The organism is Pedobacter alluvionis, from assembly GCF_003664035.1.
Taxonomy (GTDB): domain Bacteria; phylum Bacteroidota; class Bacteroidia; order Sphingobacteriales; family Sphingobacteriaceae; genus Pedobacter; species Pedobacter alluvionis.
Window position 1 is genome coordinate 425,931 of sequence record NZ_RCCK01000010.1, and the last position, 25,702, is coordinate 451,632.

Here is a 25,702-nt window from a genome sequence, read left to right on the forward strand (position 1 = left end):
CTTACAACGATCGCTATTAGCGTGCGCATTAAGATTGCTTCGTTCCTCGCAATGACGGCTTTTCTATTGGAGTCTGTCAATGGTAGCTTGTCGAAGGGCCTGTTTAAGGTGTTGCAAGGCGTTCGATACATTCGTCAAGCTCAGTACAGGCTGAGCTCAACGTGACAAATTCGATTGAATTACAAATAAGATACAATCTCCTATAACTAGAATTTAATCGATAGTTTTTCGGAAATAAGCGCATTGTTTTTATAGTACTCAAAAAACCAACTTCCATTCTTTTTTAAAACTATGCCATTTGCGTTCCCGTTGTTCGAAATGTAACAATCCTCCATGGAGGTTTTTAGTAAGGTCATTACAATTTTAGGTGTTGCATCGATCAGTTGGTAGCCATTGCTTATAGGTTGTGCATATAACATCGCTCCTTGTTGTTCTGTTTTTGTAGCCATCGGCTGTTCAGCAGGTATAGGTGCAGTTTTGGTCTCTGTATTTGTATTAGCTGGGACTACACTGGTCGCCACAGTAGGGTTACCCGCTACATACTTTAAATCGTTAAAAGAGGTAAAAGCATCTTTCAAGGCAAAATTATAAGAAGTTTCATACTCTTTCTCTCTGCTTTTTCCCTCCTTGCTCTTAATGACTACAGCGCCCTTACAATCTTTAAGTAAAAGGGTAAGATTGGTAACAAACATGCTGTTTTTTTCCTGCAGTTCTACTACCAGGGCCTTGCATCTATCTGTCGCAATTTCTTCCGGTATTTCGGCATTATCAAAATAGACCGTAAAGCCTTTTTCCTCAAAAAAAGCCTTAGTCAGGGTATTTAAGCCGTATTGGTTAACCTGCTTGAGAAAACTGAATTTCTCGGGGACAATAATGTATTTGTAATTTACGGCATTAGACTGTGCCTGTACTGAAAAAGAGATTGCTAAAAGGATAATAAAAAGATATCTTTTCATAACGAGTTAATGGAGTTTGGATAAGATCCAGCCTCAATTTATAGAATGAAACGGAGAAAATCAAATTTATCTTTCCATAATACAATCCGTATTAATGAATCGGTTATTCGATCAGATCTTAATGGTAAAACAACAAAGTTTATCATCATCCATTGCATTAATCGATTCAATTGTTTATTATTATGGCGATTAATGATCATAACACTGCACTTGTCGCGTGTAATACAACCAAATATTCCAGAAAAATGGAGGAGCGCCAACTCATTGAATTAAAAGGCTGGTTTAAATTTCAGCGTATTTGCAACCAACGTTGGTAAAAAACCTCTTTCTTACTGCAAAATTAAAACCAAATATAACCTAAATCTGAGCACATGCTTAACATTCAAACCACAAAACTATTCTGGGCAAGTTGTCTAGCATTACTAGTCACCTCCCTTTCCTTCGGTATCCGTGCTGGCATAATGAACCAGCTTGGGATCGATTTTCAATTAAGTACCTCACAGTTAGGTACCATTACGGCTGCTGCCTTTTGGGGCTTTCCACTGGCCATTGTGGTTGGAGGATTTGTAGTCGATATGATCGGTATGAAACGTTTGCTGGTCATGGCCTTTATCTTTCACCTTGCCGGCATCATCCTTACCGTTTTTGCGCAGGGCTATTGGAGCTTGTTTTTATCTACCCTGCTGATTGGCATTGCCAACGGTACTGTAGAGGCCGCCTGTAATCCATTGGTTGCCGCTTTATACCCGGAGAATAAAACAACCAAATTAAATCATTTTCACTTATGGTTTCCCGGAGGTATTGTAATTGGAACACTGCTGGTTACCCTGTTTGTTCACCTTGGACTGGGCTGGAAGGTGCAGGTGGCCATGATGATTATTCCTACTTTAATTTATGGATATCTGTTTTCAAAGTTAGATTTCCCCGTTACCGAAAGGGTATCATCTGGTTATTCCAGTTCAGATATGTACAAAGCAGTACTTTCCCCATTATTTATTTTTATGTTCATCTGTATGTTCGGTACCGCTATTACCGAGTTGTTTACAGGGCAATGGATAGGCTTACTGCTGAAAAACGTAACAGATAATGCCATTTTATTGCTTACCCTTACAACCGGGATCATGGTAATTGGCCGGGGTTTTGCCGAACCTGTAGTGCACCGTCTTGCTCCTCAGGGTGTACTGCTTTTATCTGCAGTATTTGCTGCAGCCGGACTTTACATGCTGAGCACTTTTACGGGAAATTCAGTTTTCTTCGCTGCAATTGTTTTCGGTATAGGCGTTTGTTATTTCTGGCCAACGATGATCGGTTTCGTCGCTGAAAATGTTCCTAAATCGGGAGCACTGGGCTTAAACCTAATGGGGGGCGCGGGAATGTTTGCTGTTTCTATTTATACCATGTTTATGGGTAGTTTTTACGATAGCCTGATTGTTAAACATTTACCAACTGGTGCTTCGTTTGATGCATATTTAAAAGCTCCCGAAAATTCTGCATTTGCGCAGGCGCTTGCCAATGCCAAAAATCTGGCGGGTCCTGAAATTCTGCGCGCTACATTGATCATTCCAATAATATTAATTGTGGCTTTTGGCGGATTGGTAATCTACCTGCGTTCACGAAAAAAGGCCAGCGTTGTAGCATCATAATTGATGGATGATGATGTTATAGACTATCCGTCTGATATATGAGAAGAATAATAGCTACAAGTTTATGATGTTAAATTGATCATAACTTGTAGCTATTTGAGTTTTTATTTTTTCTGCCGCTGTATCGTTCTTCAATAAATTAATTATAACAAGGAACTACCTGGCGGGCACTCATACGGAGCTTTGCCTGCTTCAAAAATTCTTGTGTTTTCACTGCCTTCAGTAGTTGTTTTATTATTTAATATCCTGATCCAATTGCCTTCACGCAAGCCTATTACTTTAGTATCGTTCTGGGTTAGAAATTCCATAATCCTCGTTTCCCTTGTTTCTCCGTTATGTTTTAACTCCGGATTTGGGTCAAGATAATGAGGGTTAAGGTTAAAAGGAGCCAAACCCATACATTCAAAAGAGGCAGGGTACACGATAGGCATATCATTGGTGGTTTTCATATTCAAGCCACCAATATTGCTTCCGGCACTACAGCCCAGATAAGGTTTGCCCAGTTTAATGTTTTCACAAAGATGCTTCATCAATCCAAGCTCATGGAGTGTTTTTACCAGAAGAAAGGTATTTCCTCCACCAGTAAAAAATCCTTTGGCTGCATCAATAGCGCGAATGGGGTCATTAAATTCATGCAGACCTTTAACGCTGATATTTAGCTGGGAGAAAAATTCGCGGACTTTGCCCGTATACGCTTCATGTGAAATGCCTCCAGGTCTTGCAAAAGGAATAAATACAATTTCATCTATTCCAGCAAACAGCTTAATAATTTCATCTTTTAGGTATTCGAGGTAATTGCCGCCAAATAGGGTAGAAGTAGAAGCGAGGATGACATTCATTTTGTTGTGCTTTATAGGCAATAATAATGTTTTTCTATTAAAATAATTGTCCTTTGATCCAATAACCACCAATAGTTCTTTGTGTCGTGTTTAATACGTTACTTACTTTGATTGTACAAAAAGAAAAATTAGCTTTTGTTTAATTAAACAATTTAAATTTTTCTCTTTACTTTCCAGCATGAAAGATCCCCGCAGGAAGAAATCCTGTTTTTATGAAAATGGCATTGAATATCCTTTAGAAGGAAAGGGAATCTAGAAGCAGTAAACCACAAAAAAGAAAAAGGGCTGCTATGGATGATGAATTCAGAAGCAATCTAATTGCAGGCTAAATGTTACAAGCGATTCCCCGGTATATAATATAGTCGTGCAGATATATTTGTATTTATTATATATCTTACAGTGCCGATCAGACTCAACCTGTAGGCTAAATGCATGCAAAACAAAACCGAGCGAATCAGTGCACTTGTCGAACTCAACGAAGAACTGGAAAACTATTTCAGAAATACGATTATTCCCCAGCTGTTTGTCGATGCACATCTGATACTGAGAAAATTCACGCCTCCGGCCATGCGCCAGTTCAGTTTAAAGTATACTGATGTAGGAAGGCCTATTGAAGATATCAGTGAAAATTTTCGTTTTCCAACTATTATCGATAACATAAAGCATGTTATTGATTGCGGGGAAGTGCTGGAAAAGGAAATCCAGACAACAGACCTGCGTTGGTATCAGATGAACATTCTGCCTTATATTGTCCAGCGCGATAAGAAGACCAATGGCGTGATTATCACTTTTGTGGAAATTACCATGCGGATACGCGATTTAAAGGAACAGGAAAAACTGATTGCTGAACATGAGCTGCTTCTGGACACTATTTCGCATGATATAAAAACGCCGCTCACCAGTCTGGGCCTTACGATCGACATGCTGAGGAAACTGCCAGAAAAAGGTATGGAACGTTTTCCGGTTCTTTTGGAAAAGGTGGAAAATAGCCTGACCAAAATGCAACAAATCATTTACGAGCTAACCGATTCCCGTGAGCAGGAGCATCGTTATAAGGCAGTGGAAGAACTGCTCGATTTTGAACATATTCTGGAGGATGTTAGGCTCACACTTGCCCCGCAGATAATTGAATCGTCTGGAAGGATAAAAACTGATATCGGTTTTTCCGAAATCTTATATATCCGTCGTAAACTGCGTAGCATAATCTATAACCTGGTCAATAATGCCATAAAATACCGTTCAAAGGAAAGAAAACCGGAAATACTTATTAAAACCCATCGTGAAGGGGATTTTATGGTAATTGCCGTAGAAGATAACGGAATGGGAATTGCTCAACATAACCTAAGCGATATCTTCGGAAAATACCAACGGGTCTCGCAATCTGGTGAGGGCTCAGGTATTGGGCTGTACCTTGTTAAGGAAATTATAACGGCTTCGGGTGGAAAGATTACTGTAAATAGTAATTTGGGAGAGGGGTCTGTATTTACCGTTTACCTGAAAATCAAGAATTAATCTTTTGTAAATCAACGCTGTTTTTACAATGTAAAGAACCTTAAAGAATTGATATTTGTCATTATTTTTTTGCCTTGCGAAAGTAAAGACAAAGGCCACTCACGGTGGCCTTTAATAGGTAATTATAAAAATTAAATCTTATCTTCTATTATACGTTCTTTGATCTTAACAGCCGGGTTACCCTGGTAAATGGTGTAGGGCATCAGGTTTTTAGTCGCTATACTTCCCATCGTCAGTACTGAGTGGCTATACAGAGTTACCCCGGGGCAAACCTGGGCCGATGCACCGATCCATACGCCGTCTTCAACTACTATGGGAGCAGTTATCAGATCAAAACTGGTCGCTTTGTAATTATGATTACCCGTAATCAGAATTGCTTGTTGAGATATACAGCAGTTTTTACCTATTTTAACCTGATCAAGGTTATCGATATAACAATCGGCTAGCCAACTATAATCGCCCAGCTCCAGCTTCCAGGGATATTTAATATGGATACCTGGTTTTATACGTACTTCTTTACCGATTTTGGCACCAAATAATCTTAAAAAAGAAACAAGTACTGAGCTGAATGGCATCATACGGCTCTTAAAAATGATAATATCTGTAAAATACCACAAAAACTGTTTGATTACGGAAGCACCAATTTTAAAATTTCCGGTATCGAAATTCTTATGTAACTGCGTTTTTAACAAAATTTACTAATATTATTGAGCATTGACCGGTTTATTACATCTTTTAATCCAGAGATATAATATGGTAAAAATGGATATATATATAAGGATATTGAATGCTTCATGATGATAATTAAAATTATGGCGCTGTGATTTAAAAAATCCAAGTAATACACCCAGGCCTGCAATGCGAAGCACATTTAATACGTATATGGTGATTAATCCGATCACCAGCATTTTAAAAGTTGATTTCCATGGTGCAGGAAATGCCAGTACAAAAGCAGCTAAAAAGCTCATTACGCCTAAACCCAGGCACGAATAGTTAACCCGCAGATATGGCCCCGATATAACCATTACATCCATTTCGTTATAGATGACATAAAAGCCAAAAGCTTTAATAAGCCATACTGCAGGTACGATCAAGGCCGACTTTAAACCCTGTATATAATTTAGATGATCGGAGATAAAAGGGTTATAAAACCTGGAACCTGGCATCATCACACTGTTCATAAACAGGTTGCCCTGACTAAAAATGATGTATAACATAAACAGGGCAATCACAAATTTGACGGCCTTTTTACTTGCTTCTTTTTTTGCTTCTGCTGGAGTCATATCGGTATTATAAATTTAATGGCCTGTCTTTTAGAATTACTTTAATTTTTTTATCTACCAGTCTTCTAAACCAGAAGCCTTGAAGATAATGAAATTTAATTCCAGTAGAGCCTTCCAATATACCAAGTTTAAAAAAAATCCGGTAGCCAAAGTAAAGATAGGGACGCAATCCGAGTGGAAGTTTCCACCATAATTGTTTTAACCATGCCCGTTTTTCATCAGGGCTACCCAGTAAGTTGGGCTTTAAACTTTGCATACGTAGCTTTAACATCCTTTCAACCTCTTCTTGCGCCACCAGATCACTATAGCGTTCATGTTTGGCTTTCCAAAAAGCAATATCATTTTCTTTTAGATTTTCTTCCAATATCCAGCCTTTTTTCCAGATTTTGGTTTTACCCGGCACAATAAACCGGTGATCCATGTTCTCGTTCAGATCAGAAAAACCTATCCCTGTCCTAAACATTTTTAAAAGGTAAAACGGATAGAAAGTACCAAATCTGATCCAGCTTCCCTGAAAGAAGTTTTTGCGGTTAAAGTAAATACCATTGATATCAGAATGGTCTTCATCTTTAAAGTTGATTAGCATTTCAAATAGCTCCGGTGTAACGGTTTGATCAGCATCGAGGCCAATTGTCCAGGGTGTTTCCACCTTAAAATTTTTTAAGGCGAAATCCCATTGCCTGGGATGGTTTATAAAAGGATTTTGTTTTACCTCAGCACCATAGTCTTGAGCGATTTTCTGGGTTTCATCCGTACTTCCGCTATCCAGAATAAATACCCTGGCGTTGAGTTTTTTGATGGATTTCAATAACCTGGGTAGATGAATCTGCTCATTAAAGGTTAGAATAATGAAACTAAAATTTCGGTTCATGTAAGCGTTAAAGTGCTGATGGCTGGGCTAAAATTTTCTGGTAATAATCCATGTATTGTTCAACCAAAGTATTATCGTTAAAATCGTCATTGATCAGTAAGCGTGCAATTTCTCTGATTTTTTTTCTTTTTTCAACATCCTGATAGGCCTGAATTATCCCGGTTTTGATCTCTTCGATATCTAGCCCCGTAATCCATCCCAGGTTTTTATCTGCAACATAATCAGCCAGACCAACAAATTTACTGATCAATACAGCGGTGCCTACACCTAAACTTTCAACAATTACGTTAGCAAAATTTTCGTTGTAAGAGGTGAGCGCAGTTAAATCATGCTCTGCCATTAAATTAAACTTGTTCTCATTACTTACCAGTCCAAGCCAGATAATCCGATCGCTAATTTTCAGGTTTTCAGCTTTTTCTTTTAAACTTTGCGTATAATCATCATTCCCGTTACCGCCAATGGTTAACTGCCATGGGAAATTAATTAGGGATAAAGCCTCAAACAATAATTCGAGACCTTTCTTTTCTTCGATGCGTGAAAGAAAAATGATTTTAAAAAGGTTTTTTTGATTTTTATTGTCTGATATTTCGTTTTGAATAGTTAACTCTTTTGAGGGTAACTTAACCAGGTTGGAAATTATCCTGATGCTTTTTGGCTTTACAATTGCTGATACGTCTCTTTTTTCCTGATTGCTCGTAGCATGGATATGGCAATATTTTAATAACTGATTGCCCATTAATTTATGAATGCATCGCTTAAAAAATGAATTCCGGTTACCAAACGTATAGGTGGTAAGCATTCCCCTGGGAGACAAAACCACAGGTATTTTATACCATTTGGCAACTAAACAACTCAAAACCGAAACTAAATTCCACCAGGAATGGATGTGGATAATGAGTTTGGAGTTTTGACTTTGGAGGATTTCTTTCCTCAATTTCATTAACAGTGGAGGAGAAAAGTGACTGTGATCTTTTGTCCAGCGTTTAAAATAGCTTACTGCTACGTTATCAATTAAAATAGGTGTATCAGTGTCTAGCTGTAGTTCTTCAGTTCCATTGGCAGTTGTAGTTAATACCTTTAGGTCATTTATAGCAGTCTTATCTTTCCCATCCGCTATCTGCCTGTCGCTAAAGGTCGTTAACGCCTCACATAACTTCGCTACACTTTGTATAGGTCCACCGTATACATAAGCGGGTTTATAGGAGGCTGTAATATGGATAATTTTCATTTGTTAAAATTAGTCAAAATTTGGGATTTAATACTTTTATCGTTCTGAGTAGATAAAATAGGAACCACATAATTACATAGCCCCAAAAAATATTATTGAACATGAATTCGAAGTTATTTCCCCGCCAAAGTCCCTGAAAAATACTGTTAAACATAATTACGCAACCTAATTCGTAACCGCCAAATATCTCCTCAGCTTTATCTGACAGGTGTTGTACCAGCATTCCGTATAACAACATAAAAAAGAAAACTCCAGAGATACCAAAGCTTAAATAAGCATCAACAACAGGCCGGGTTTTAGCAGAAACTGTCGACGTTTGATGTGCCACCCCCGCATCGTAAACCCGCTGCATCGAAACGGTTTCCATGTTGGGTTTATCTGACCAAAAAATTCTGGGGATGAGTCCTTCCAAAGAATTTTCTACTATTTCCCAATCATAATAAGGATGATGGCTGGGAACATAATCGACAAATTGTGTGAACATTTCTATTTCGCTTAACCTTCTGGTAAGAAAGCCCCAGTTCGTCTCCTCAATTTTTTCTTTATTTTTAGTACTCAGATTTTCGAAAGCCTCACTCTGTGCTTCTTCTGCGCTAACCTCACCACTCCAGCTTTGCCGAACGGTATTGTTATAGGTAGGCAAGAAGTAAAGCAATACATAAGCCACAGGAATAGCCAAATAGAGGATTAACTTCTTGTAATAGGGAAAGAATACACAAGCAATTACAATAATATTGATAATAATTGGTTCCTTATAGCCAGATAATGAGGCGTGTAAAAAGTTAAGAAAGAAAATTGTGGCGCCTATACCCAGGTATTTAATGTTTTTGATTTTGAAACCTTTAACAAATAAAACTGCTGCACAAGAGATTCCGACCAAAGTAAGTGGTAAAGCGATCTGGCTAAGACCTGAAAAACTTTGTGCTAATGAACCAATTCCAAAAACAATAATGCCGAGCCAGATTAAAAAATCATCATCTTCAAAGGTTTTTATACTTTTAGCCCTGATATGCTGCTTTTGGACTAAAAGCATGCCCGTAACCAATGCCGCATGAGCCAATAAACAAATTCGCTGGCAACTGGCAATGATTGCTGTTTGTTCATTTTCTTTAAATTGTGCGCCATAATTAATCTCCGTTAAATACCTGTAACCCAAATGATCCATAAAATAAAATATAGATGTAGTACACATAAAACCTGCAAATACGAGCTGCGTGAGGAATAAGGGGCGCATAATTTGCTTGTGGATAGGCAAATCCTGCTTAATAATGGCTACCGGAGATAATATGGTGGTATAGAAGATAAAAAGTGAACCAAACCAGGCCATAAAATAAGATATGATTGGACTATTGATTAATGAATATGAAACCAAAACAGGAAGGTACAATGTTAGAATAAGTTTCGTAGGGTTGCTATTTTGCATCATTATTATCAAATAGTGTCTGGAATTGTTTCACCTGTTTTTCGAAAGTCCAATTTTGAATAATATATTGGGATTGGTTTAAAACCAGAGCGTAATATCGTAATATTTGGACGGGGTAGGTTTAATGATGACTAGTTTTATCAAGCTCGTTATTCGATAGTATGCTGTTAAAAAGGTCAATTTGTTTTTTTGTCAGATAATCTGACCTATATTTCTCAAATTCTTGCCAATTGGTTAATGGCGTAACCTTCAGTTTTACATTATTAAAATACAATTTAAACACAACAAACGCCTGATCTATATCACTCTCCAAAGTGGTTAAAAAGCCAGCATTACATTCTTCAATTATTTTAGCAGCGCTGCTTTTAGGGTGTAGAATCGCCAATAAGTTTTTTTTTGCCAAAATGTAAGGGTAAAGCTTAGAAGCCGTATAAGCGGGATCATTTGATCCGGCAACAATTAAACCATCAGCACGGAGTAAGTGATTTATACTTTGATAAAAACCAATTCGATCTGTATATTCAGAAACATAGTTTGCAAGACCTAACCGGTTTGCAATTGGCATAAGTGTTGGAATACCACTTCCATTTGGTGCATAACTGGTTCCAATAAAATGAAAATGGACGTTTTTAAATGCATCAACATTCTGATCTATTCCTTTTTTAAAAATTTTTAATAATAAACTTACTGATTGTTGCATATCAAAGCCGCCGCGGCCAACATAAACCAGATTAATTTTTCCATTATCAGTATTGTAAACAGACTCAGATAAACATGAATTTTGCTCTGCAATGTCAAAATCTGGTTCATGTGCGCCAAATGTTATAATGCTGCAGGGTTTGTGCACTAAATTAGGGTATCTGGTTTTTAATGTATTAATGTATGCTTCAGATACACCGATTAAGCCATCTACATTTCGCATGGCTATAGGTTCTAAATATTTATTTAACCGATAAGAGAACCAATGTTTTTTTGGATGTTGAGACTTTGGCTTATCCTGATAGTACTCAGAATGCCAGGGGTCTTGAATATCAATAACATAAGGAATTCCGAACTTTTTCTTCCAGAATGCGCCTAAAATGCACACGGGAAACTGAGTTGTTGAAAAGTAGATTAAATCAAAATGGTTGCTCTTTAAAAGTTTGTTGACTTTCCTTCTATAAAAATATAATGACCTTAAAGCAATGCTTCCTAATCCAAATTTGCTGGTCCATTTTTTTGAAAAGGCCTTTACTTTATGCACTTTTATTTCTTTTGGAACAGAAGTCAAGAGCAGAGGATCGTTGATCATATCATTATAGGTTTCTTCAACCACAACCACTTCTGGTTCCCAGCCATACTTCTGAAAATATGGCAAGCTCATTCTTATGCGTTGCATGTCTGCAGCATTAGAAGGAGGGAAGTAAGGAGAAATAATTAAAAGCTTTTTATTTGCCAATTGTATCTGCAATATTTTTAAGGAATTTTTTTTCTTCGTGTTCCCAGTTTAATTTACTCTGGGCATATTTTAAAGCTTTTGCCTGGTGCTCTTTCAGTAATTCTGGATTTGATAGATAATTCTGAATAATACTGGTTAGCTGACAAACCTCAGACTTATTATAAATGAAGCCCATTTCGGAATAGCTTTTAAGAATTTTTTTTTGTGCAGAAGTATCAGATGCAATTATAGCCTGGCCCGCTTGTATATAAGTAAATATTTTGTTTGTTAAGCAGATATCCCGATTTAACGGGAAGCCTGTTTCTGTAGCCAGACCTATATCAAATTGAGAAGCAAATTTTATGATTTCTGTTGAAGGAATGGGGGAATAGTAATAGATATTTTCATGTCGGAAAGAACTTTGTTCTGCAAGTTTCCTGAAATACTCCCTGATTGATGCCGTACTATAGCCAAGTAAGTGCAATTCTACATTTTCCTGATAGGCTAAAGAATTTATTACTCCTTCTAACCCTCTGTTTTTTCCAATATTTTGAGAGAACCAAAATAATTTGAGTCTTTCTTTCGTCTTTTTTAAGATTTCTCTTTCAGATGGAAAAACGTTCAGAATCGTTTTTGGATTGATTGTTGGATATAGTTTTTTATAAGCTTCACTAATTAAAGGACTGGAAGTAGTTAAGTAATCTATCTTTGGCAGATATTTGTCCTCTATGATTTTTTTAAGCTTAAAATCTCTTGAATTGTAATCGTTGGTAACTTCCTGCCTGTGGAAATCCTCTGCATCAAATCCACATTTAACATGATGAGTTTTGGCGGCTAAAACAGCTGCCGGTAATGCACCTAAATTATGTGCTATATATAAATCTGCTTTCAAGCTTTTAGCTTTACGTATAAGGTTTTGGCTGCCTCTTGCAATACCATGTTCAGCTACGTTAAAACGATGACCAAATTTAGAGACCAATATATTGGCAAGTTTATGTCTTGCTCTGCTTAGCAAATATATCCATTTGTTATTTTCTGGATTGCCGCCAACCTGAATTGACTTCCATTTTTTTTCTGCCAGCAATTGTTTATCTAAATCAGTCCCCCAACTGTTCCAATATAGATATACAACCGTAACATCGTACCCTGCTTCAAACAAGCTGTCTGCTTCTTTCACCAAACGCGGATTTAGTGAAGGCTGACCAGATGTAACAAGTACTATTTTTCCCTTTAGGCCCACCTCGTTGATGATCTCAGGTTAAAATCTTTCTTTAAAAAGAGAAAGTCGGATTGAAATAATGCACGATCATAGGGACGCCTCATCAAAGAACAAATGTCATAAACCACGAAACTGTTTTTTTCCATAAATGCAATCACTTCAGAAGCTAAAGGTGCCCCTTTATAAATATTGAGGAATGATACTTCTAACATTTTATAGATTGAGATAGTGTTTAGCAATGATTGAGACATCGAATTTGCTAAAGGCAAATGCCCTGCAGGCAGCCCGGTCAATTGTTATAATTTTTTGAAGGGCCTGGATCATAGCTTCTTTGTTTTCGACAATAAATCCATTTTTGCCTTCGGTAATTACCTCTGGCACTGAACCTCTTTTAAATCCAATTACAGGCGTGCCGCAAGCCATGGCCTCGACCATCACCATGCCAAAAGGTTCATCCCATTCTATTGGGAATAGCAAAGCTTTAGCCTGGCTCAAATAATGACTTTTCTGCCTGTCGTCTAGCGGACCAAGATAAATAATCTGCTTACCATCAAATTCTGGTTCGATCTGCTCTTTAAAGTACCTCAAATTGTCGGCGGTATCAGGAATGTTCCCGCCAATTAAAAGCCTGTTTCCTGTTTCAAGTGCGACTTCTATTGCGGTATGCAAGCCTTTTATCTGGTCCATTCTGCCCAAAAACATTAATGGGGCATCGGGCTTCACCTGATCGGCCGGATCATACTTTGAAAAATCGATAGCATTATAAACAGTTTCCCAACGGCCCGATACGTTACCCGTTGAAACGCAGTAGTCGCTGCATGCGGTAAAAATTAGGTTCCTATGTGGACAGGCGGTAACGGCTTTTATTCCTTTCTGTGCCACCGGTCTTCCATAGATCATTACCTTTTTTACATGGCTGTTGAGTACCGGGATAAGATAGGCTAAACGGCCAAAATTATGGATCAGGTCGAAATCTCTTTTTTTTATTAATAAAAACTTCCAGACCAATAATAGCTCTTTTGCTTTTTGCCATTTTGACCTTTTCAGGTTGTTTTTTCCGAAAGGATACACCTGTCCGGAGATATGAGATTCAGGGCCTGACAATAAGCTCACCTCATGACCTAAACGGGTATATTCTTCTGCAAACATATAAACCAAACGTTCATGGCCACCATATTGGGGTGGTGGAATAGGGATGCCTGGATCCATGATTAATAAAATCTTCATCCGTAAGCTTCGTTTAAAATCGCTAGTATTCTTTCAGCGCTTTTTTCCAATGATAGGTTTTTCAATATGTAATCTCTAGGTTCATATTTTCCCTTTATTGAGGATTCTATAAATTTTGGTAGTTTAGTATTGAATTCTTCTAAGTCCTTAAATTTTTCTCCACAAGTTTCATCAAAATAAGGAACAGAGCTAGCTGGTACAGGTTCTTTTTCTCCCCAGGTAAAACGATTGGTATCTAACCAAAATCCTTGATCCCAGGCAAATATAGGAACATCCATAGCCATCGCTTCCTGATATGCAAGTCCCTGGCTTTCATGCTCGCAAAGGAAGATCATCCCAATACTGCTCTTTAATATTTTTTTGTATTCCTTAATGGTGTAAGATCCATAAATTATCAATTTATAATTTACTTGATGGTTGTCAAGAATATTAAGAATTGGATTTAAAATTTCGGTTGTATTCCTTTCCTTATTCCATAAAAATTTAACATAAACTAAAATGTCTTTTCTGGCAGATGTTTTTTTGGCTTCCCAATAATAAGTATCAATGCCAACCGGCCATATTGTACAGGTATTTTCTCCATACCATTTATTATATATTCTTGCTGTCCAGGTAGAATGCTGCAGATATGTGGCTATTGGGTAATCCTCAAATAAAGTTGGCCACTCATTTGGATGAGTCATTAAACCTATTCCAGCTATAATCTTGTTTTTTTTATGGTAACCTTTTAATACATTTTTTCCTATTCCAAGTACGACAATTTTATCTCCATCTTTAATTTTGTCAAAGGGCAGGTTTTTAACGAATGATATTTTTTTTGCTTGAAGTGCCTTACAAAGATTTATGAAAACCCGCTCTAAACTGCTGATGTTTTTTTTTCTGAAAAAATGAACTAACGATCGCAGATAACGGTCTCCCCAAAACCATCGGTCTTTTAGATCTTGTTTTTTAAAGTATATGATGAGCCTACCTTTCAATTTAACGTGATTTATTTTCTGAAATTTCAGTAATTACTCTACTAAATGGTTAAGCCAGATCATTTGGTGTGGAATTGATTTGATCTGAAATAAGTGTTTATTTTTGCTATTGAATTTGGTATGGATAAGGTATGCAAAGCCTTCTCCTGGCCGTTTACTCTCATCATTTTTCTCTTTTTAGTGTCCTGCTCTAGTTCTTTAATTTTTTCGTAAAGTTCTGTATGATTTGAAAATACTTCGATGTCTTTTCCGATTTCATAAATTTGATCTAAGCCTGGTGCTAATTCGGTTAAATAACATGCACCATACATGGGGGCTTCAATATCTCTTAACCGCGAGTAAGTATTTGGGGTATTGATTGGATAATCAAAGCTTTGGTAACGATTTATGCCAAGGGTGATCAGGCTTTCCCGCGTTATTTTAATGTAGTCGTTAAAATCTGGCTTTGCTTTTAGCTTGTTTTTCACTGCACTCGAGGATACCTGACTAATTTTGCCATCTTTAATTTTATTTAAGTAGGGCTTAATCCCGAATCTGGAAATAAAATCAATTTGATTTTTTGCTTTTTTCCAGATAGGGTTATATAGTGCTTTAGCATTGTCATTCTGCTCCAGCCAGCTTGTACCACGTATATTCAAATCAAGATTTGGATATGCCTTTAATAGTTTTTCGAAAAATAAATGTCTTTGAACATCTTTTGAGCCTATAAATGAAATTTCTTTTTTTTCTATAACAGGTTGCCCACGGTATTGATAATCGACCCACATTGGCATTGGGAGATTGATATAGGGGTACCCTGCATTTTGATAAAGCGTTGTTGCCATGTATTCAGGTACCCAATTTAAATCAAATATCGCATACTCTTTTGGTGCCTGTTTAAACATTCTGATGTTATCGCAAAAGAAGTTAACACAAGGAATACCCATTTTTTTTATTTCGGAAATTGCCTGTATGTCTATTTGTTCGGGATATAAATAGCTTAAAAATAAGTCGGGTTTATTTTGTTTAATAAATTTTACAGTTTTTTCCCAGGTAAAACTCTTCCACTCATCCAGCTGATTCTTTGATTGTGGTACTAAACCTCTTGCCCAATCTACTTCCTTACACTCTGTCCAGTTACATTTTGCCTCTTCAATGCCATTTTTGATGTAATGTTCCCAAAAGCTATAAGCAGCTATAGGATGTTGGGTAGTAGATTGTAAAAACGAAAGAAATATTTTCATTGGACTCTTTTATTGCTATGAACCTTTGAAGGTCCAAGAAGGAAATGATAAACAGGCCTAAATACAAATTTGAATATCGAGGTTGCCCTTTCTTTAAAGTAATACCTAAATATAATGTCAATCTCAGCTAAAGTGCTGTTCCTGCCTGCAATTTTTAATCGTGCTTCTTCCATCAAATAATTTGCACTTTCGCTATAACTATCATTAAAATGCACTATTGCGGGTTCACACACTATCGTCGATTGATCAGCCTGATTTACTCTTTTCAGTTTAGTTTTTCCTTTTAAAACATTGGTTTTAGAGGTATTGTAGAACATTCTATCAGCTTTTATAGTTTCATTATCTGCAATAGGGTGTTGATTATATAAAGCCATTGATAGTGCAAATAGAGGCTCTTCGTTCTCCTTTCCTCTAAGCCGAATAAAACCCAGTTCATCATATCTCTCCTTTAGCTCTAATGCTTTTGCAAAAACCGATTTGCTAATGTGATTGTTCTTAAAGTAGTAAACAGATCCTACAAAAACCGGCATGGCAATAACGTTGAATTTATTAATCATCTCCTTTATGTCGCAAAAAAAATCACCAGACGTTTGTTCCTCGCCAATCGCTGTAAAATCATAGGCAGACATGGTATCAAAAATAGAATCTAAAGGTTTATAGATCAGACAATCACAATCTATAAAAAGATTTTCCTCAGCAACAATATGGTCAATTAATAAAAATTTTGAAGTAAATGATTTTTGAGATTCTTCCAATGCCAGTAATTTGACAATAACCTTTGGGTTGTTACTGAACTCTTCAAAATATGTAGTATTATCCGTTAGTACTAGCAACTTGATTGCCGATTCTCCATTCCAGATAAGGAAAGATTTTATTAGGTTTTTTGCTAGCTGAAGATAATAAATTCTTCCAACCGCAATTGTTACTACTGCTTTCTTTATCATCTTATTCTATTCGCCAGGTTTTGATAGCTATATTGTATTAAACGGATGGATTTCCATCCTAAAACAGAAGCCAGCTTGCTTAATACCTTTCTGCCAAAATCTAATTTATAGGTTAAGGGAGTTATCAATGGCAATTCATGTATTGCTTTTTTTGAAATATCTTTAAATTGGGGGTAGCTTCTGACGGCCACATCATATAGAAGGCGGTAAATCGCAAAACGGGCTGCTAATGAATCCTCTTTTGATAAAAGTTCTTTTTTTTTAGATAAGATTGACGCCAAAAGACTTGATAGATCTTTATAGGTCTTTTGACTAGACAAGTTTCCTTCTTTCTTATATTTTCGATAGTAATTGAAGACGTCGCTTACTTTTACAATTTTGGTTGAATTCAAAATAATTCTTGCAAAGAATTCGCCATCGTCATCTAAGCTTAGCTCTTCGTTCCATAGTCCTGATTTTCTGATCAGCGGCATAGGTATCAGCCATGCATTCGGTTGGATCATCGATCCTTTTCCATCAAATCCTCCCCAAAGTTTGATTAGAAATTTAACTGGCTCATCACTTGTTTTCAGAAATTCCTCTTCGTAGAGAGAAGGTGTAAATAAAGCATGTGCCTGGTGTTCATCGAAATGAACGGTACTGCAGACAGCCAAAGTATTAGTATGGTTTGCAATGGCTAACACCTGTTTTTCTATTTTATCTGTTGAAAGAATGTCGTCTGCATCTAAAAATTGTACAAAATCGCCATTTGCTTCTAATATCCCCTTGTTTCTAGTGGCTGCAGCACCTTTGTTGGCTTGCTGAAAAACCTTTATCACCTGGTTATCGAATGATTTTATGATGTCGAGCGTTTCATCTGTCGAGCCATCATCAATTACAATAACTTCTTTGTTAGCCCAGCTTTGACTAACTGCCGATTGTATAGTTTCTGCAATATGTTTTGCTGCATTATAAGCAGGAATAATAATCGAAACCAATGGTTTTTTCATCTTCTCAACCTTGGTTTTAATAACCTAATCATTTTTTCCCTGATCCAAAAGGCGGCAAAAGGACTAAATTTGCTAACTACATTAAACAGAATATTGTTGTTTGCACTTATAGAATTTAAGCTTAATTTTTTTGCAAACAATAAGGAAGCCTTTGTTTTCTCCCAATTATTTATTGAAGCAAGATTGGTCGCAATCTCTCCAAATCTTACGGCAATCTCATGATTATAAATTGAAGGCGCATTCAAAGCTGTTTTTTCCATTACATAAAACTGTGCAAGAAAACATTTTTCCTTATTGCTTTGAGACATTGAATTATGTATTCTGTAATTAATAATACTTATTTCATCTTCACTGGAAAAGCGGAGGTGATGAAGGGCGAGAGAGATATGCAACGCGGAATCTTCATTGTACAATACCTTTGGATCTAGATCATAACCGCCTGCATTTAAAAATGCCGTTTTATTATAGAGACCACAAAAAGGATTGATCTGTTCTGCAATTGCATATTTAATTGGATCGGTTTCGAGCTTATGTTTATCGAATTGTCTTAAACTGATGAATTCATTGGTGATATGGTCCCGATATTCATAATTGAAAAGAACCACTTCCGGACATTCTTCCTTAGCCATCCATTTGTGGGCCAGGCTTGTAAAATTTGGAAGTAATTCATCGTCTGCATCGTGAAAATGGATCCACTCAGATTTTACCATTTCTGCAAGCCTATTTTTTCCGAAAGAGCAGCCGCGGTTCACATCACCGTCGATAACAACTGCACCATATTTTAGGGCTACCTCATGGGTATTGTCTGAACTATAGTCATTATATACCAAAATTTCATCAAACTTTATATATTGGTTTTGGGCCGATGTTAACAATCTTGGTAAACACCAGGCCGCATTGTAGGCAGGTATGCAAAGCGCTAAAGATTTCATTAATACAAAGGGTTGTAAACTAAGTTTTTCATCCGTCTATCCTCCCAAAATTTTATTCTTCAATCTTTTGGTAATATATTTTAAAAGCTTATTCAATGGCTGTTGGTTTAGAACGATATCAATGCCGTATTTTTTATCTGATGGAAGATACAATGCCTGGTTAAATACATTGGGAGCAATCACTTCAAATTTTTGAATAACCTGAACCATTAAGTTAATGTTGTCATTAATAATATTGGTATGCATCAGGCTTTTAACCGTTTTTAATGCTTCGCTTGTCATCTTTTCATACGTACTTTGATCCATGTTGTTAACTGCTTCTATACATGAGGCAAGCGCAATATGATCATTGGAAGCATATTTAAAGCCATTTATTCCGTTTTTAATGAGTGATGAAACACCTGCGCCATCTGAACAAATTACCGGCGTGCCAACGCTCATGTATTCTAAGCAGGTGAAATTGTACATGTCCCATCTGGATGGAATAATGGCAAATTTTGCTGTTTTTTGAATATCTTCCAATTGATGGTGAGAAACTTGCCCCTGAGGTACTATTGTTCTGTTCCACACTTCAGGGAATTTTTCAAGAAGTTGATCTGATTTGGATAAACCCTCTTTAAACATGGTGTTGCGTCCATACCATTTGATTAACAATGGTTTAGTTATTATTTTAACTGCCTGGCATAAAATATCTGGTCCCTTCCATTCCTGGATTCGGCTGCATACGATAGCAAAATTCTCCTTTTGAATAAATTTAGCTGGTGTAGCGTTTGTTTTAAATAACGGTGAGATAAGATTAATCTGTTTATGAGGAAAAATGTCTTGCCAAAATGTATAATTAGACCAACTATGAGTAACTAACGCATCTGATTTTTCCAGTAAGGAAAGTTCTGTTTGTCTACACTGGTCTCCAAATAAAATTTCCTGAAGTTCCCGTTCATGTAATTCAATTTGACCCGAACTTCCATGTAAACGGGTTACAACGGGGATATTGTGGTGAATTAGCCAGGGAATGAAGCCGAGTCCAAAATCGGTACATTCTACCAGATCAAACCCTTCACCTGCGTTAACTTGTTCCCACATGGCCCACGCAGAGGCAATTGCTTTCTTATATTGCGGTATGAAATCGAATTTTTTAAACCTGTCGAGGTACTTATGGAAAAGGTCTGGTTTGAGGTATTCGACTTCTATATCATGATGCAGAATGCTATCTAATGATTGAGTATAAGCACTACCTACCACAACTTTTATTTTTGCAACATGAGATCTCATAAAATCGATATGTTGCAGATAATATGTCGAAATTCCTCCTCCTGAATGAGGGTAATATTCAGGCAGGATATAGAGAATATTTAAGTTTTTTATTTCCTTATCCACATGCTGTTAAAATTTCTGCCGAATTTATCATCGGTTAAAGTCAAGTTATTTTCCTCAGCCTTGTACTCTTCTGGCAGATCAGATTTTAGTGTGCCAAAAAAACAATAGGTATTAAAATATGCCAGCGAAAGTTCCTTTACCGATTCCTCCAAATTTTTTAAAGAAATGCCATTGTTGGCAGAATAGGGTAGCCCTTCGACATGGATATCTGTAATACTCCATATTTCTGCCGGAGTAAGATGGGTATTGATAACATTTAAGTGTATCAGTTCTTGATTTACCTCCGCAATATAGGTTTCTAGTTTAATATTTCCTTTCAGTATGCGTATAATTTTCCCAATAATCTTTTGTTTAAGTGTCCTGTTTTGAAAATTAGCCCTCGTAGTTTGAATAAGGCGTGCTGTTCTGTTTTGGTATGTTTCGGAGTCGATTGCTTCTGCAAGAGGATCATGCAGGCTTATAAATACGCCATTTGCATTTAACCTGTTTTCTATGTCTGAGATGAATTGTGGAATATCTGGAATATGATGCAAAACGGAAGAAGTAATAATGAGATCGAATTTTTCGTCTACATCTTCAATATATCCACATCTCGAATTTATAGGTATATTCCATTTCAATGAGCGTTTTTTCGCTCTCTCTAACATAGCATGTGAGGGATCTAAAAGAAACATGGATGCTATTTTTCTGCCAACTAATGAATCTATTAAAAGCTGAGCGGCCAAACCTGTTCCGCAACCCAGGTCCAAAACTTTAATTTTTTGTATTTTTTGCTCGTTTAGCCAGGCAGAAAGATGATTAATAATGCGGTCAACCTGTTCGGGAAGATTAATCCACATTTCAGCATGGATCTTATCATAATATTTTGCTTCAATATTATGGAAGGTAAGGTTAACCTTTTCATGAAAATCTTTTATCGAATCCAGATTGGACTTTTGCTCAAAAAGCGGGGTTAAAGATTTGAAAACATCGGTAGTCATTTTAGTTGTGTATTGGCTTTAATTACTGCTCAATGGGCTCAGTTATTTTCTATTAATAATTTTAGCCTGTTATGGATCTTTACCGGGTTAAAATCCATTTCAGCAAAATATCGACATTGTTTAACACATGCTGATCTGAAATCCGGATTTTTGAGTTTATTTATGATACTTACCAAATCTGTTTTTGTTTCATTATCAACATAGCTTAACCAGGAATTTTTAACGGCCCATTTGCCTATTGCTGAAGATTGGGGTGCTATTATAAGTACTGGTATACCTAAGTGACAGAATTCGACAAATCTACTTGGAAAGCTGTACCTCGATCTGATTTCTTCATTTGTATCTGAAGAATAAAAAACAATGATTACATCCGCTTCTTCAACCATGAAGTTGAACAGATCATAGAGCTCTTCAAATTTTTCGTAGAAAGAAATTTTGCCCGCATTCTGTAAAGAATCTTTGTAATCCTGATTAAAAGATCCTATCAGAATGATGTTTGTATGGGTTTCTTCGACGGCTTCATTAATTTTTTCGACTGTTTTTTCAAAAAAATGGGGTAATAGCATGCCTGAAATGGCAAAATTGAATTTTTCGGATTTTATTCTTTTACTATGAGCTATAAAGGCACCATCAGGTATTGGGTAAACAACTGATACATTTTTCCCACCATGAAGAGAGAGCACCTCTTCCATCTGTTCTGAAACCACAAAAAAATGCCTGCAATTTTCAATTATTCTGGTGATTTGTTTTCTGGTGAGAATGTTCTCTTTAAAATATCGGTTGAAAATATTATCATCGTGAAAAAAGAGATAAAATGGAATATTAGCTTGTTTTGCAATGAAATAGACGAGGTAACTTACATAATCTTCTAATAACCCGATTAAAATATCGCCTTTAGTAAAATGAAGTGCTTTGGCCAGCGATCTTGCTTGTAACCGTGTTCTCATGCTGGTTAAAAACGGAGTCCCTTTTCTTAAGGGCGGGTGCCAGAATTTTTTTTCAAGGTTAATTTGCCTGAAGCTGGTGTTTCCCTTATTAACCGGGCTACAATTAATAAAGGTAACCTGGTAACCCTCCTGTTCAAATCGTTTTAAATGTCGGTATAGTACAATACTTCCGCCCGCTGCGTTATTTGCCGGGTAAAGTGAACTTGAAATAAAAAAAATCCTTTTTTCCAAAAATTATGAAATTTCGTCTACGGCACCCCAGGTTCTTTTTATATGTTTTACCTTCAGAAAAAGAGAATTTAGGGCAGCAATTGTTACTGTTTCGTTATAGGAGATTTCGACAGCCTTTTTTTGATCTCCAATTGACTCTTCGTAGAGGCTTTTCATTTGAACAAAAATTTCGTTCGGATTTAAGGGATCAAAATATCGGGCTGCTTCGCCCAGTTGTTCAACATGTCCGTCTAATCGGCTACAAATCACTTTACAGCCCAGGTGGTAGGCTTCAACTAGTGGCATATTGGTTGGCCCGAGGAAAGTTGGCATTACCAGTGAAATCGCATTTTTGTATAACCATTTCAGTTGCGGCAGGCTGACCACACCGAGTTGGATAACATTTTTTTCGAGGCCTAAGCTTTGGATGACACTAGTAATGTAATCAATATTATTTTGATTTGCTCCTGTAAATACAAGTTTTACCTTTGGAAAATAAAATATAAACTGTTGGAAGGCAATTAGCAGATTGTAATGGTTTTTATGTGGCCAATACCTGGCAGGGTAAATGAAAAACTCGTCATTTGCTAAGATATCTACCTGCTTGGTCGCAATCTGATCTTTTACAATCAGGCCTGGAATCATCGGTATCACGTGAATTCTGTCGGGATTAACAGCACAATACCGGATCAGTTCTTTTTTGCCCGCCTCAGATTCTGCACAAATAATTAGTGCTTTATTGATATCCCGGTTTAGATTTTCGATTCTGCTCTCCAGCTTTCCGTGCATACTTACTTCAGGGAAAGCAAACATAGAAATATGGCCAAGATCCCAGTGGGTTGATATGTGCGGAAAATTATCAATCTCAATTCCCGGGTTGATGTAGTAAATTACTTCAATTCCAGCATGCTTTAAATTGTTAATTAACTTATTATTGTATTTTTTTTTGATTCTATTGCTAAATTTAATTCCGAAAAATGGTAGCCGGATACATAAGGAGTTGAGTAGTTTTGGCCATCTGGTTCTGTAAATAGGGATGAGCGACAATGCATTTGACCCGGATTTAAAGATTTGATCAATATTGTATCCAACGTGAACAATTTCAGTGCCTGAAAACGAGGTTTTGTTTAGGATTTCTTGTAATGCTTCCGTATATGCAAACGCACCACCATTTGCATAGCTTCCGCCATGGTAATGCCAGATACCTATTTTAAACAATTTTTTCATGAATGCAGGTTGTTATTGCTGTGAGCTCCTCAATGGTTAAACCTAATCCGCTGGGTAGATAAAAACCATTTCTGGCCAGTTTCTCAGCCACCGGATATTTTTCATTCTTAAATAAGCCCATTTTTTTAAATACAGGTTGTTCATGCATGCACCAGAAAAATGGCCTGGTGCCAATTTTATGTTTTGTTAAGTAATCAACCAAATCTTCTTTTTCACTTTCAGTTGGTGCTACTATTCCGAAAACCCAATAAATATTTTCTGCGCATGATGTACTGGTAAGTGGTAGCTGGTATCCTTTCTGTTTCAAATAAGAAAGAGCGCTATGATAGTTTAACCCCATATTGCGCTTGATACTGATAAAATCTTCCAGTTGTTCCAATTGTGCTAAGCCAAGCGCAGCCTGCATATTGGTCATCCGATAATTCCAACCCAATTCATTATGTACGAATCTTGGTCCATTGGGTTCAAAGCAAAGATTACGCAATTTTTTGCATCTGGCGGCAAGATGGTCGTCATCAGTTAGCAACATACCGCCTTCACCAGTCGTAATATGTTTATTGGGGTAAAAGCTAAAAATACTGATATCGCCAAAACTACCACACATTTTACTGTTATAGGTTTGTCCGTGCATTTCGGCTGCATCTTCAATTATTTTAAGTTTATATTTTTTTGCTAAGGCTAGTACGGGATCCATATCAACAGGAAGGCCATAAACATGCACCACTAAAATTGCCTTAGTTCGAGCAGTAATCTTGGCTTCGATTTGTGTTACATCCATATTCCAAGTGAGTGGATCACTATCAACCAGAACTGGAATTGCTCCTGCTGTAACCACAGATTGAGCTGGCGAAATAATTGTAAAAGTGGGCATAATAACCTCATCTCCGACACCAATACCCAAAGCCTTTACGGCGATATCTAATGCTGCCGAACCATTGCTTACTGCAATTCCATATTTACGATTGTTGTAGGTGCTGAAATTCTCTTCAAATGCGCCAACGAATGGACCTTCACTGCTTATCCACCCAGTACTGATACATTCTGAAAGGTACTTTAACTCATTTCCTTTTAATAATGGAGTATTTACCGGAATTGGTTTCATGAATTAATTTTTTTAAGGACGTAGGCAACCCCCCAGGTCAAATTTGAGGGTACATTCTTTGTTAAGAATTCTTCACTTTTTAAAATTTCAAAACCTGTACTGTACGCTAATAGGTCGATTTCATTTTTGCAAAAATGTCGCATTGGATGAATTTCCTGAAAAGAATATTGTGTCTGATCTTTTAATGAACTTACTTCTATATCGTAGTTTACTTCAACAATATTTTCTTCACTAAAGATAGATGGTGTTGCTCTTCGGATAATTTGAATCTGATCATTGCTTAATTTTTTAATCCGCTCTTCTGGTACCTGGGATACAACTGCTGGTGTATGCCAAACATCGAAAATAAACAGTCCGCCTTCACAGAGTGACTCATGAACAAGTTGAAAAGTTTTGATCAAACTTGAATTGTCAGTTAGATAGCTAATTACATGAAAAAGCGATAGTGCAATTTCAAACTTCTGATCGACTTTAAAATTAGTGATGTTAGCTTTTTGGAACCTCAGTCTGGTATTTTCATTTTGTCTTGCAAGGTTAAGCATATCTTCACTAAGTTCGATTCCCAATACTGAAAACCCCTTTTCTGCAAAGACTGATGCATGTTTTCCTGTGCCACATCCTAATTCAATAATATTTTGGGCATTCGGGAAGTATTCTTGAATGAGCTCAATTATATAAGCTGCTTCCGCAGGATAATCTTTATCGTAATACAGTAGGTTATAATACTGACTGTAAAGTTTAAAGTTTTCGTTCATTATTTAATGTTTTTAAGAATGGGGTCGAAATGCACTTTGTCTTCGTCGCCGCAGTACGGACCTTGTTTAATTTCTATGAGTTCTGAAGACTCTAACATTTCGAAGCCGTGGCCACCTGCAGCAAGTAAAATTACATCTCCTGTTTCCACCGTCCTGCTCTCGGCATAAACCTGGTCATCATTGTAAAAATCTACACGTACTTTACCTGCTTTAACGTATAGCACTTCCTGTGTAAGGGTTACTTTTCGTTCTACAAGCTTGTGCACATGCGGCGGTATAATATAACCTTTAGGCCGGTTCATATACCCCAACTGTTGCGAATAATCTTCTGGGGTGAAGAAAGTTATCCCTTCTTTATGAAAGTTTGACCTTATGATTAGTGCGAGTAACAGTCCATTTATGGTAATGCTTTCTATCATAG

Annotated in this window: 24 protein-coding genes; 2 read left to right on the forward strand and 22 right to left on the reverse strand. The window is 36.8% G+C overall.

What is annotated here, in order from left to right; genetic code table 11:
• Nucleotides 1–206: 206 nt before the first annotated feature.
• Nucleotides 207–956, reverse strand: coding sequence for a hypothetical protein (locus BCL90_RS01865; RefSeq protein ID WP_121282257.1), 750 nt, complete (start codon nt 954–956; stop codon nt 207–209).
• 371 nt (nt 957–1,327) lie between these two features.
• Between BCL90_RS01865 and BCL90_RS01870 the strand changes: the two genes are divergently transcribed.
• Nucleotides 1,328–2,599, forward strand: a complete 1,272-nt coding sequence (locus BCL90_RS01870) for an MFS transporter (protein ID WP_121282258.1) — start codon at nt 1,328–1,330, stop codon at nt 2,597–2,599.
• A 143-nt stretch (nt 2,600–2,742) separates the two neighbouring features.
• Here the strand turns inward: BCL90_RS01870 and pepE are convergent, their stop codons facing one another.
• A complete protein-coding gene (gene pepE, locus BCL90_RS01875; RefSeq protein ID WP_121282259.1) occupies nt 2,743–3,438 on the reverse strand; it encodes a dipeptidase PepE in 696 nt (231 codons plus the stop codon).
• 432 nt (nt 3,439–3,870) lie between these two features.
• Between pepE and BCL90_RS01880 the strand changes: the two genes are divergently transcribed.
• Complete coding sequence (locus BCL90_RS01880) at nt 3,871–4,950, forward strand: sensor histidine kinase (protein ID WP_121282260.1); 1,080 nt, start codon at nt 3,871–3,873, stop codon at nt 4,948–4,950.
• 131 nt (nt 4,951–5,081) lie between these two features.
• Here BCL90_RS01880 and BCL90_RS01885 read toward each other — a convergent pair whose 3' ends face one another.
• The 20 genes from BCL90_RS01885 to BCL90_RS01985 form a co-directional block, all read right to left on the reverse strand.
• Nucleotides 5,082–5,642 (reverse strand): WcaF family extracellular polysaccharide biosynthesis acetyltransferase, encoded by a 561-nt coding sequence (locus BCL90_RS01885; protein WP_121282261.1) that lies wholly within the window; start codon nt 5,640–5,642, stop codon nt 5,082–5,084.
• Nucleotides 5,643–5,654: 12 nt separating this feature from the next.
• Nucleotides 5,655–6,233, reverse strand: coding sequence for an exosortase Y (gene xrtY / locus BCL90_RS01890; protein WP_121282262.1), 579 nt, complete (start codon nt 6,231–6,233; stop codon nt 5,655–5,657).
• Nucleotides 6,234–6,240: 7 nt separating this feature from the next.
• The gene (locus tag BCL90_RS01895) at nt 6,241–7,104 is read right to left on the reverse strand and encodes a glycosyltransferase family 2 protein (RefSeq protein WP_121282263.1); all 864 of its coding nucleotides are present in this window, start codon (nt 7,102–7,104) and stop codon (nt 6,241–6,243) included.
• Between the two features lie 7 nt (nt 7,105–7,111).
• Nucleotides 7,112–8,332 carry an XrtY-associated glycosyltransferase XYAG1 gene (locus BCL90_RS01900; RefSeq protein WP_121282264.1) on the reverse strand — a complete coding sequence of 407 codons (1,221 nt, stop codon included), beginning with the start codon at nt 8,330–8,332 and terminating at the stop codon, nt 7,112–7,114.
• Nucleotides 8,333–8,345: 13 nt separating this feature from the next.
• Complete coding sequence (locus BCL90_RS01905; protein ID WP_394341702.1) at nt 8,346–9,755, reverse strand: exosortase Y-associated Wzy-like protein; 1,410 nt, start codon at nt 9,753–9,755, stop codon at nt 8,346–8,348.
• A gap of 121 nt (nt 9,756–9,876) precedes the next feature.
• Nucleotides 9,877–11,193, reverse strand: a complete 1,317-nt coding sequence (locus BCL90_RS01910) for a glycosyltransferase (protein ID WP_244095034.1) — start codon at nt 11,191–11,193, stop codon at nt 9,877–9,879.
• A complete protein-coding gene (locus BCL90_RS01915; RefSeq protein ID WP_134380520.1) occupies nt 11,183–12,349 on the reverse strand; it encodes a glycosyltransferase family protein in 1,167 nt (388 codons plus the stop codon). Before BCL90_RS01915 ends, BCL90_RS01910 begins: the two co-directional genes overlap by 11 nt.
• 255 nt (nt 12,350–12,604) lie before the next feature.
• Entirely contained in the window at nt 12,605–13,618 is a 1,014-nt protein-coding gene (locus BCL90_RS01925) for a glycosyltransferase family 4 protein (protein ID WP_121282268.1), read from the reverse strand.
• On the reverse strand, nt 13,615–14,595 hold the full coding sequence (locus BCL90_RS01930; RefSeq protein WP_121282269.1) for a glycosyltransferase family protein: 981 nt from the start codon (nt 14,593–14,595) through the stop codon (nt 13,615–13,617). The genes BCL90_RS01925 and BCL90_RS01930 overlap by 4 nt, the downstream gene beginning before the upstream one ends.
• Nucleotides 14,596–14,654: 59 nt before the next feature.
• Nucleotides 14,655–15,818, reverse strand: a complete 1,164-nt coding sequence (locus tag BCL90_RS01935) for a glycosyltransferase family protein (RefSeq protein WP_121282270.1) — start codon at nt 15,816–15,818, stop codon at nt 14,655–14,657.
• Nucleotides 15,815–16,762, reverse strand: coding sequence for a hypothetical protein (locus BCL90_RS01940; protein ID WP_121282271.1), 948 nt, complete (start codon nt 16,760–16,762; stop codon nt 15,815–15,817). Before BCL90_RS01940 ends, BCL90_RS01935 begins: the two co-directional genes overlap by 4 nt.
• On the reverse strand, nt 16,759–17,751 hold the full coding sequence (locus tag BCL90_RS01945) for a glycosyltransferase family 2 protein (RefSeq protein ID WP_121282272.1): 993 nt from the start codon (nt 17,749–17,751) through the stop codon (nt 16,759–16,761). The genes BCL90_RS01940 and BCL90_RS01945 overlap by 4 nt, the downstream gene beginning before the upstream one ends.
• Nucleotides 17,748–18,683, reverse strand: a complete 936-nt coding sequence (locus tag BCL90_RS01950) for a glycosyltransferase family 2 protein (RefSeq protein WP_121282273.1) — start codon at nt 18,681–18,683, stop codon at nt 17,748–17,750. The genes BCL90_RS01945 and BCL90_RS01950 overlap by 4 nt, the downstream gene beginning before the upstream one ends.
• A 36-nt stretch (nt 18,684–18,719) precedes the next feature.
• The gene (locus BCL90_RS01955) at nt 18,720–20,060 is read right to left on the reverse strand and encodes a glycosyltransferase family 4 protein (RefSeq protein ID WP_121282274.1); all 1,341 of its coding nucleotides are present in this window, start codon (nt 20,058–20,060) and stop codon (nt 18,720–18,722) included.
• Nucleotides 20,045–21,040, reverse strand: a complete 996-nt coding sequence (locus BCL90_RS01960; protein ID WP_121282275.1) for a class I SAM-dependent methyltransferase — start codon at nt 21,038–21,040, stop codon at nt 20,045–20,047. Before BCL90_RS01960 ends, BCL90_RS01955 begins: the two co-directional genes overlap by 16 nt.
• Nucleotides 21,041–21,078: 38 nt before the next feature.
• On the reverse strand, nt 21,079–22,218 hold the full coding sequence (locus BCL90_RS01965) for a glycosyltransferase (protein WP_121282276.1): 1,140 nt from the start codon (nt 22,216–22,218) through the stop codon (nt 21,079–21,081).
• 3 nt (nt 22,219–22,221) lie between these two features.
• Entirely contained in the window at nt 22,222–23,424 is a 1,203-nt protein-coding gene (locus BCL90_RS01970; protein ID WP_121282277.1) for a glycosyltransferase, read from the reverse strand.
• Nucleotides 23,408–24,526 (reverse strand): DegT/DnrJ/EryC1/StrS family aminotransferase, encoded by a 1,119-nt coding sequence (locus tag BCL90_RS01975; protein ID WP_121282278.1) that lies wholly within the window; start codon nt 24,524–24,526, stop codon nt 23,408–23,410. Before BCL90_RS01975 ends, BCL90_RS01970 begins: the two co-directional genes overlap by 17 nt.
• Nucleotides 24,523–25,281 carry a class I SAM-dependent DNA methyltransferase gene (locus BCL90_RS01980; protein ID WP_121282279.1) on the reverse strand — a complete coding sequence of 253 codons (759 nt, stop codon included), beginning with the start codon at nt 25,279–25,281 and terminating at the stop codon, nt 24,523–24,525. Before BCL90_RS01980 ends, BCL90_RS01975 begins: the two co-directional genes overlap by 4 nt.
• Nucleotides 25,281–25,700 carry a cupin domain-containing protein gene (locus tag BCL90_RS01985; protein WP_121282280.1) on the reverse strand — a complete coding sequence of 140 codons (420 nt, stop codon included), beginning with the start codon at nt 25,698–25,700 and terminating at the stop codon, nt 25,281–25,283. Before BCL90_RS01985 ends, BCL90_RS01980 begins: the two co-directional genes overlap by 1 nt.
• Between the last annotated feature and the right edge of the window lie 2 nt (nt 25,701–25,702).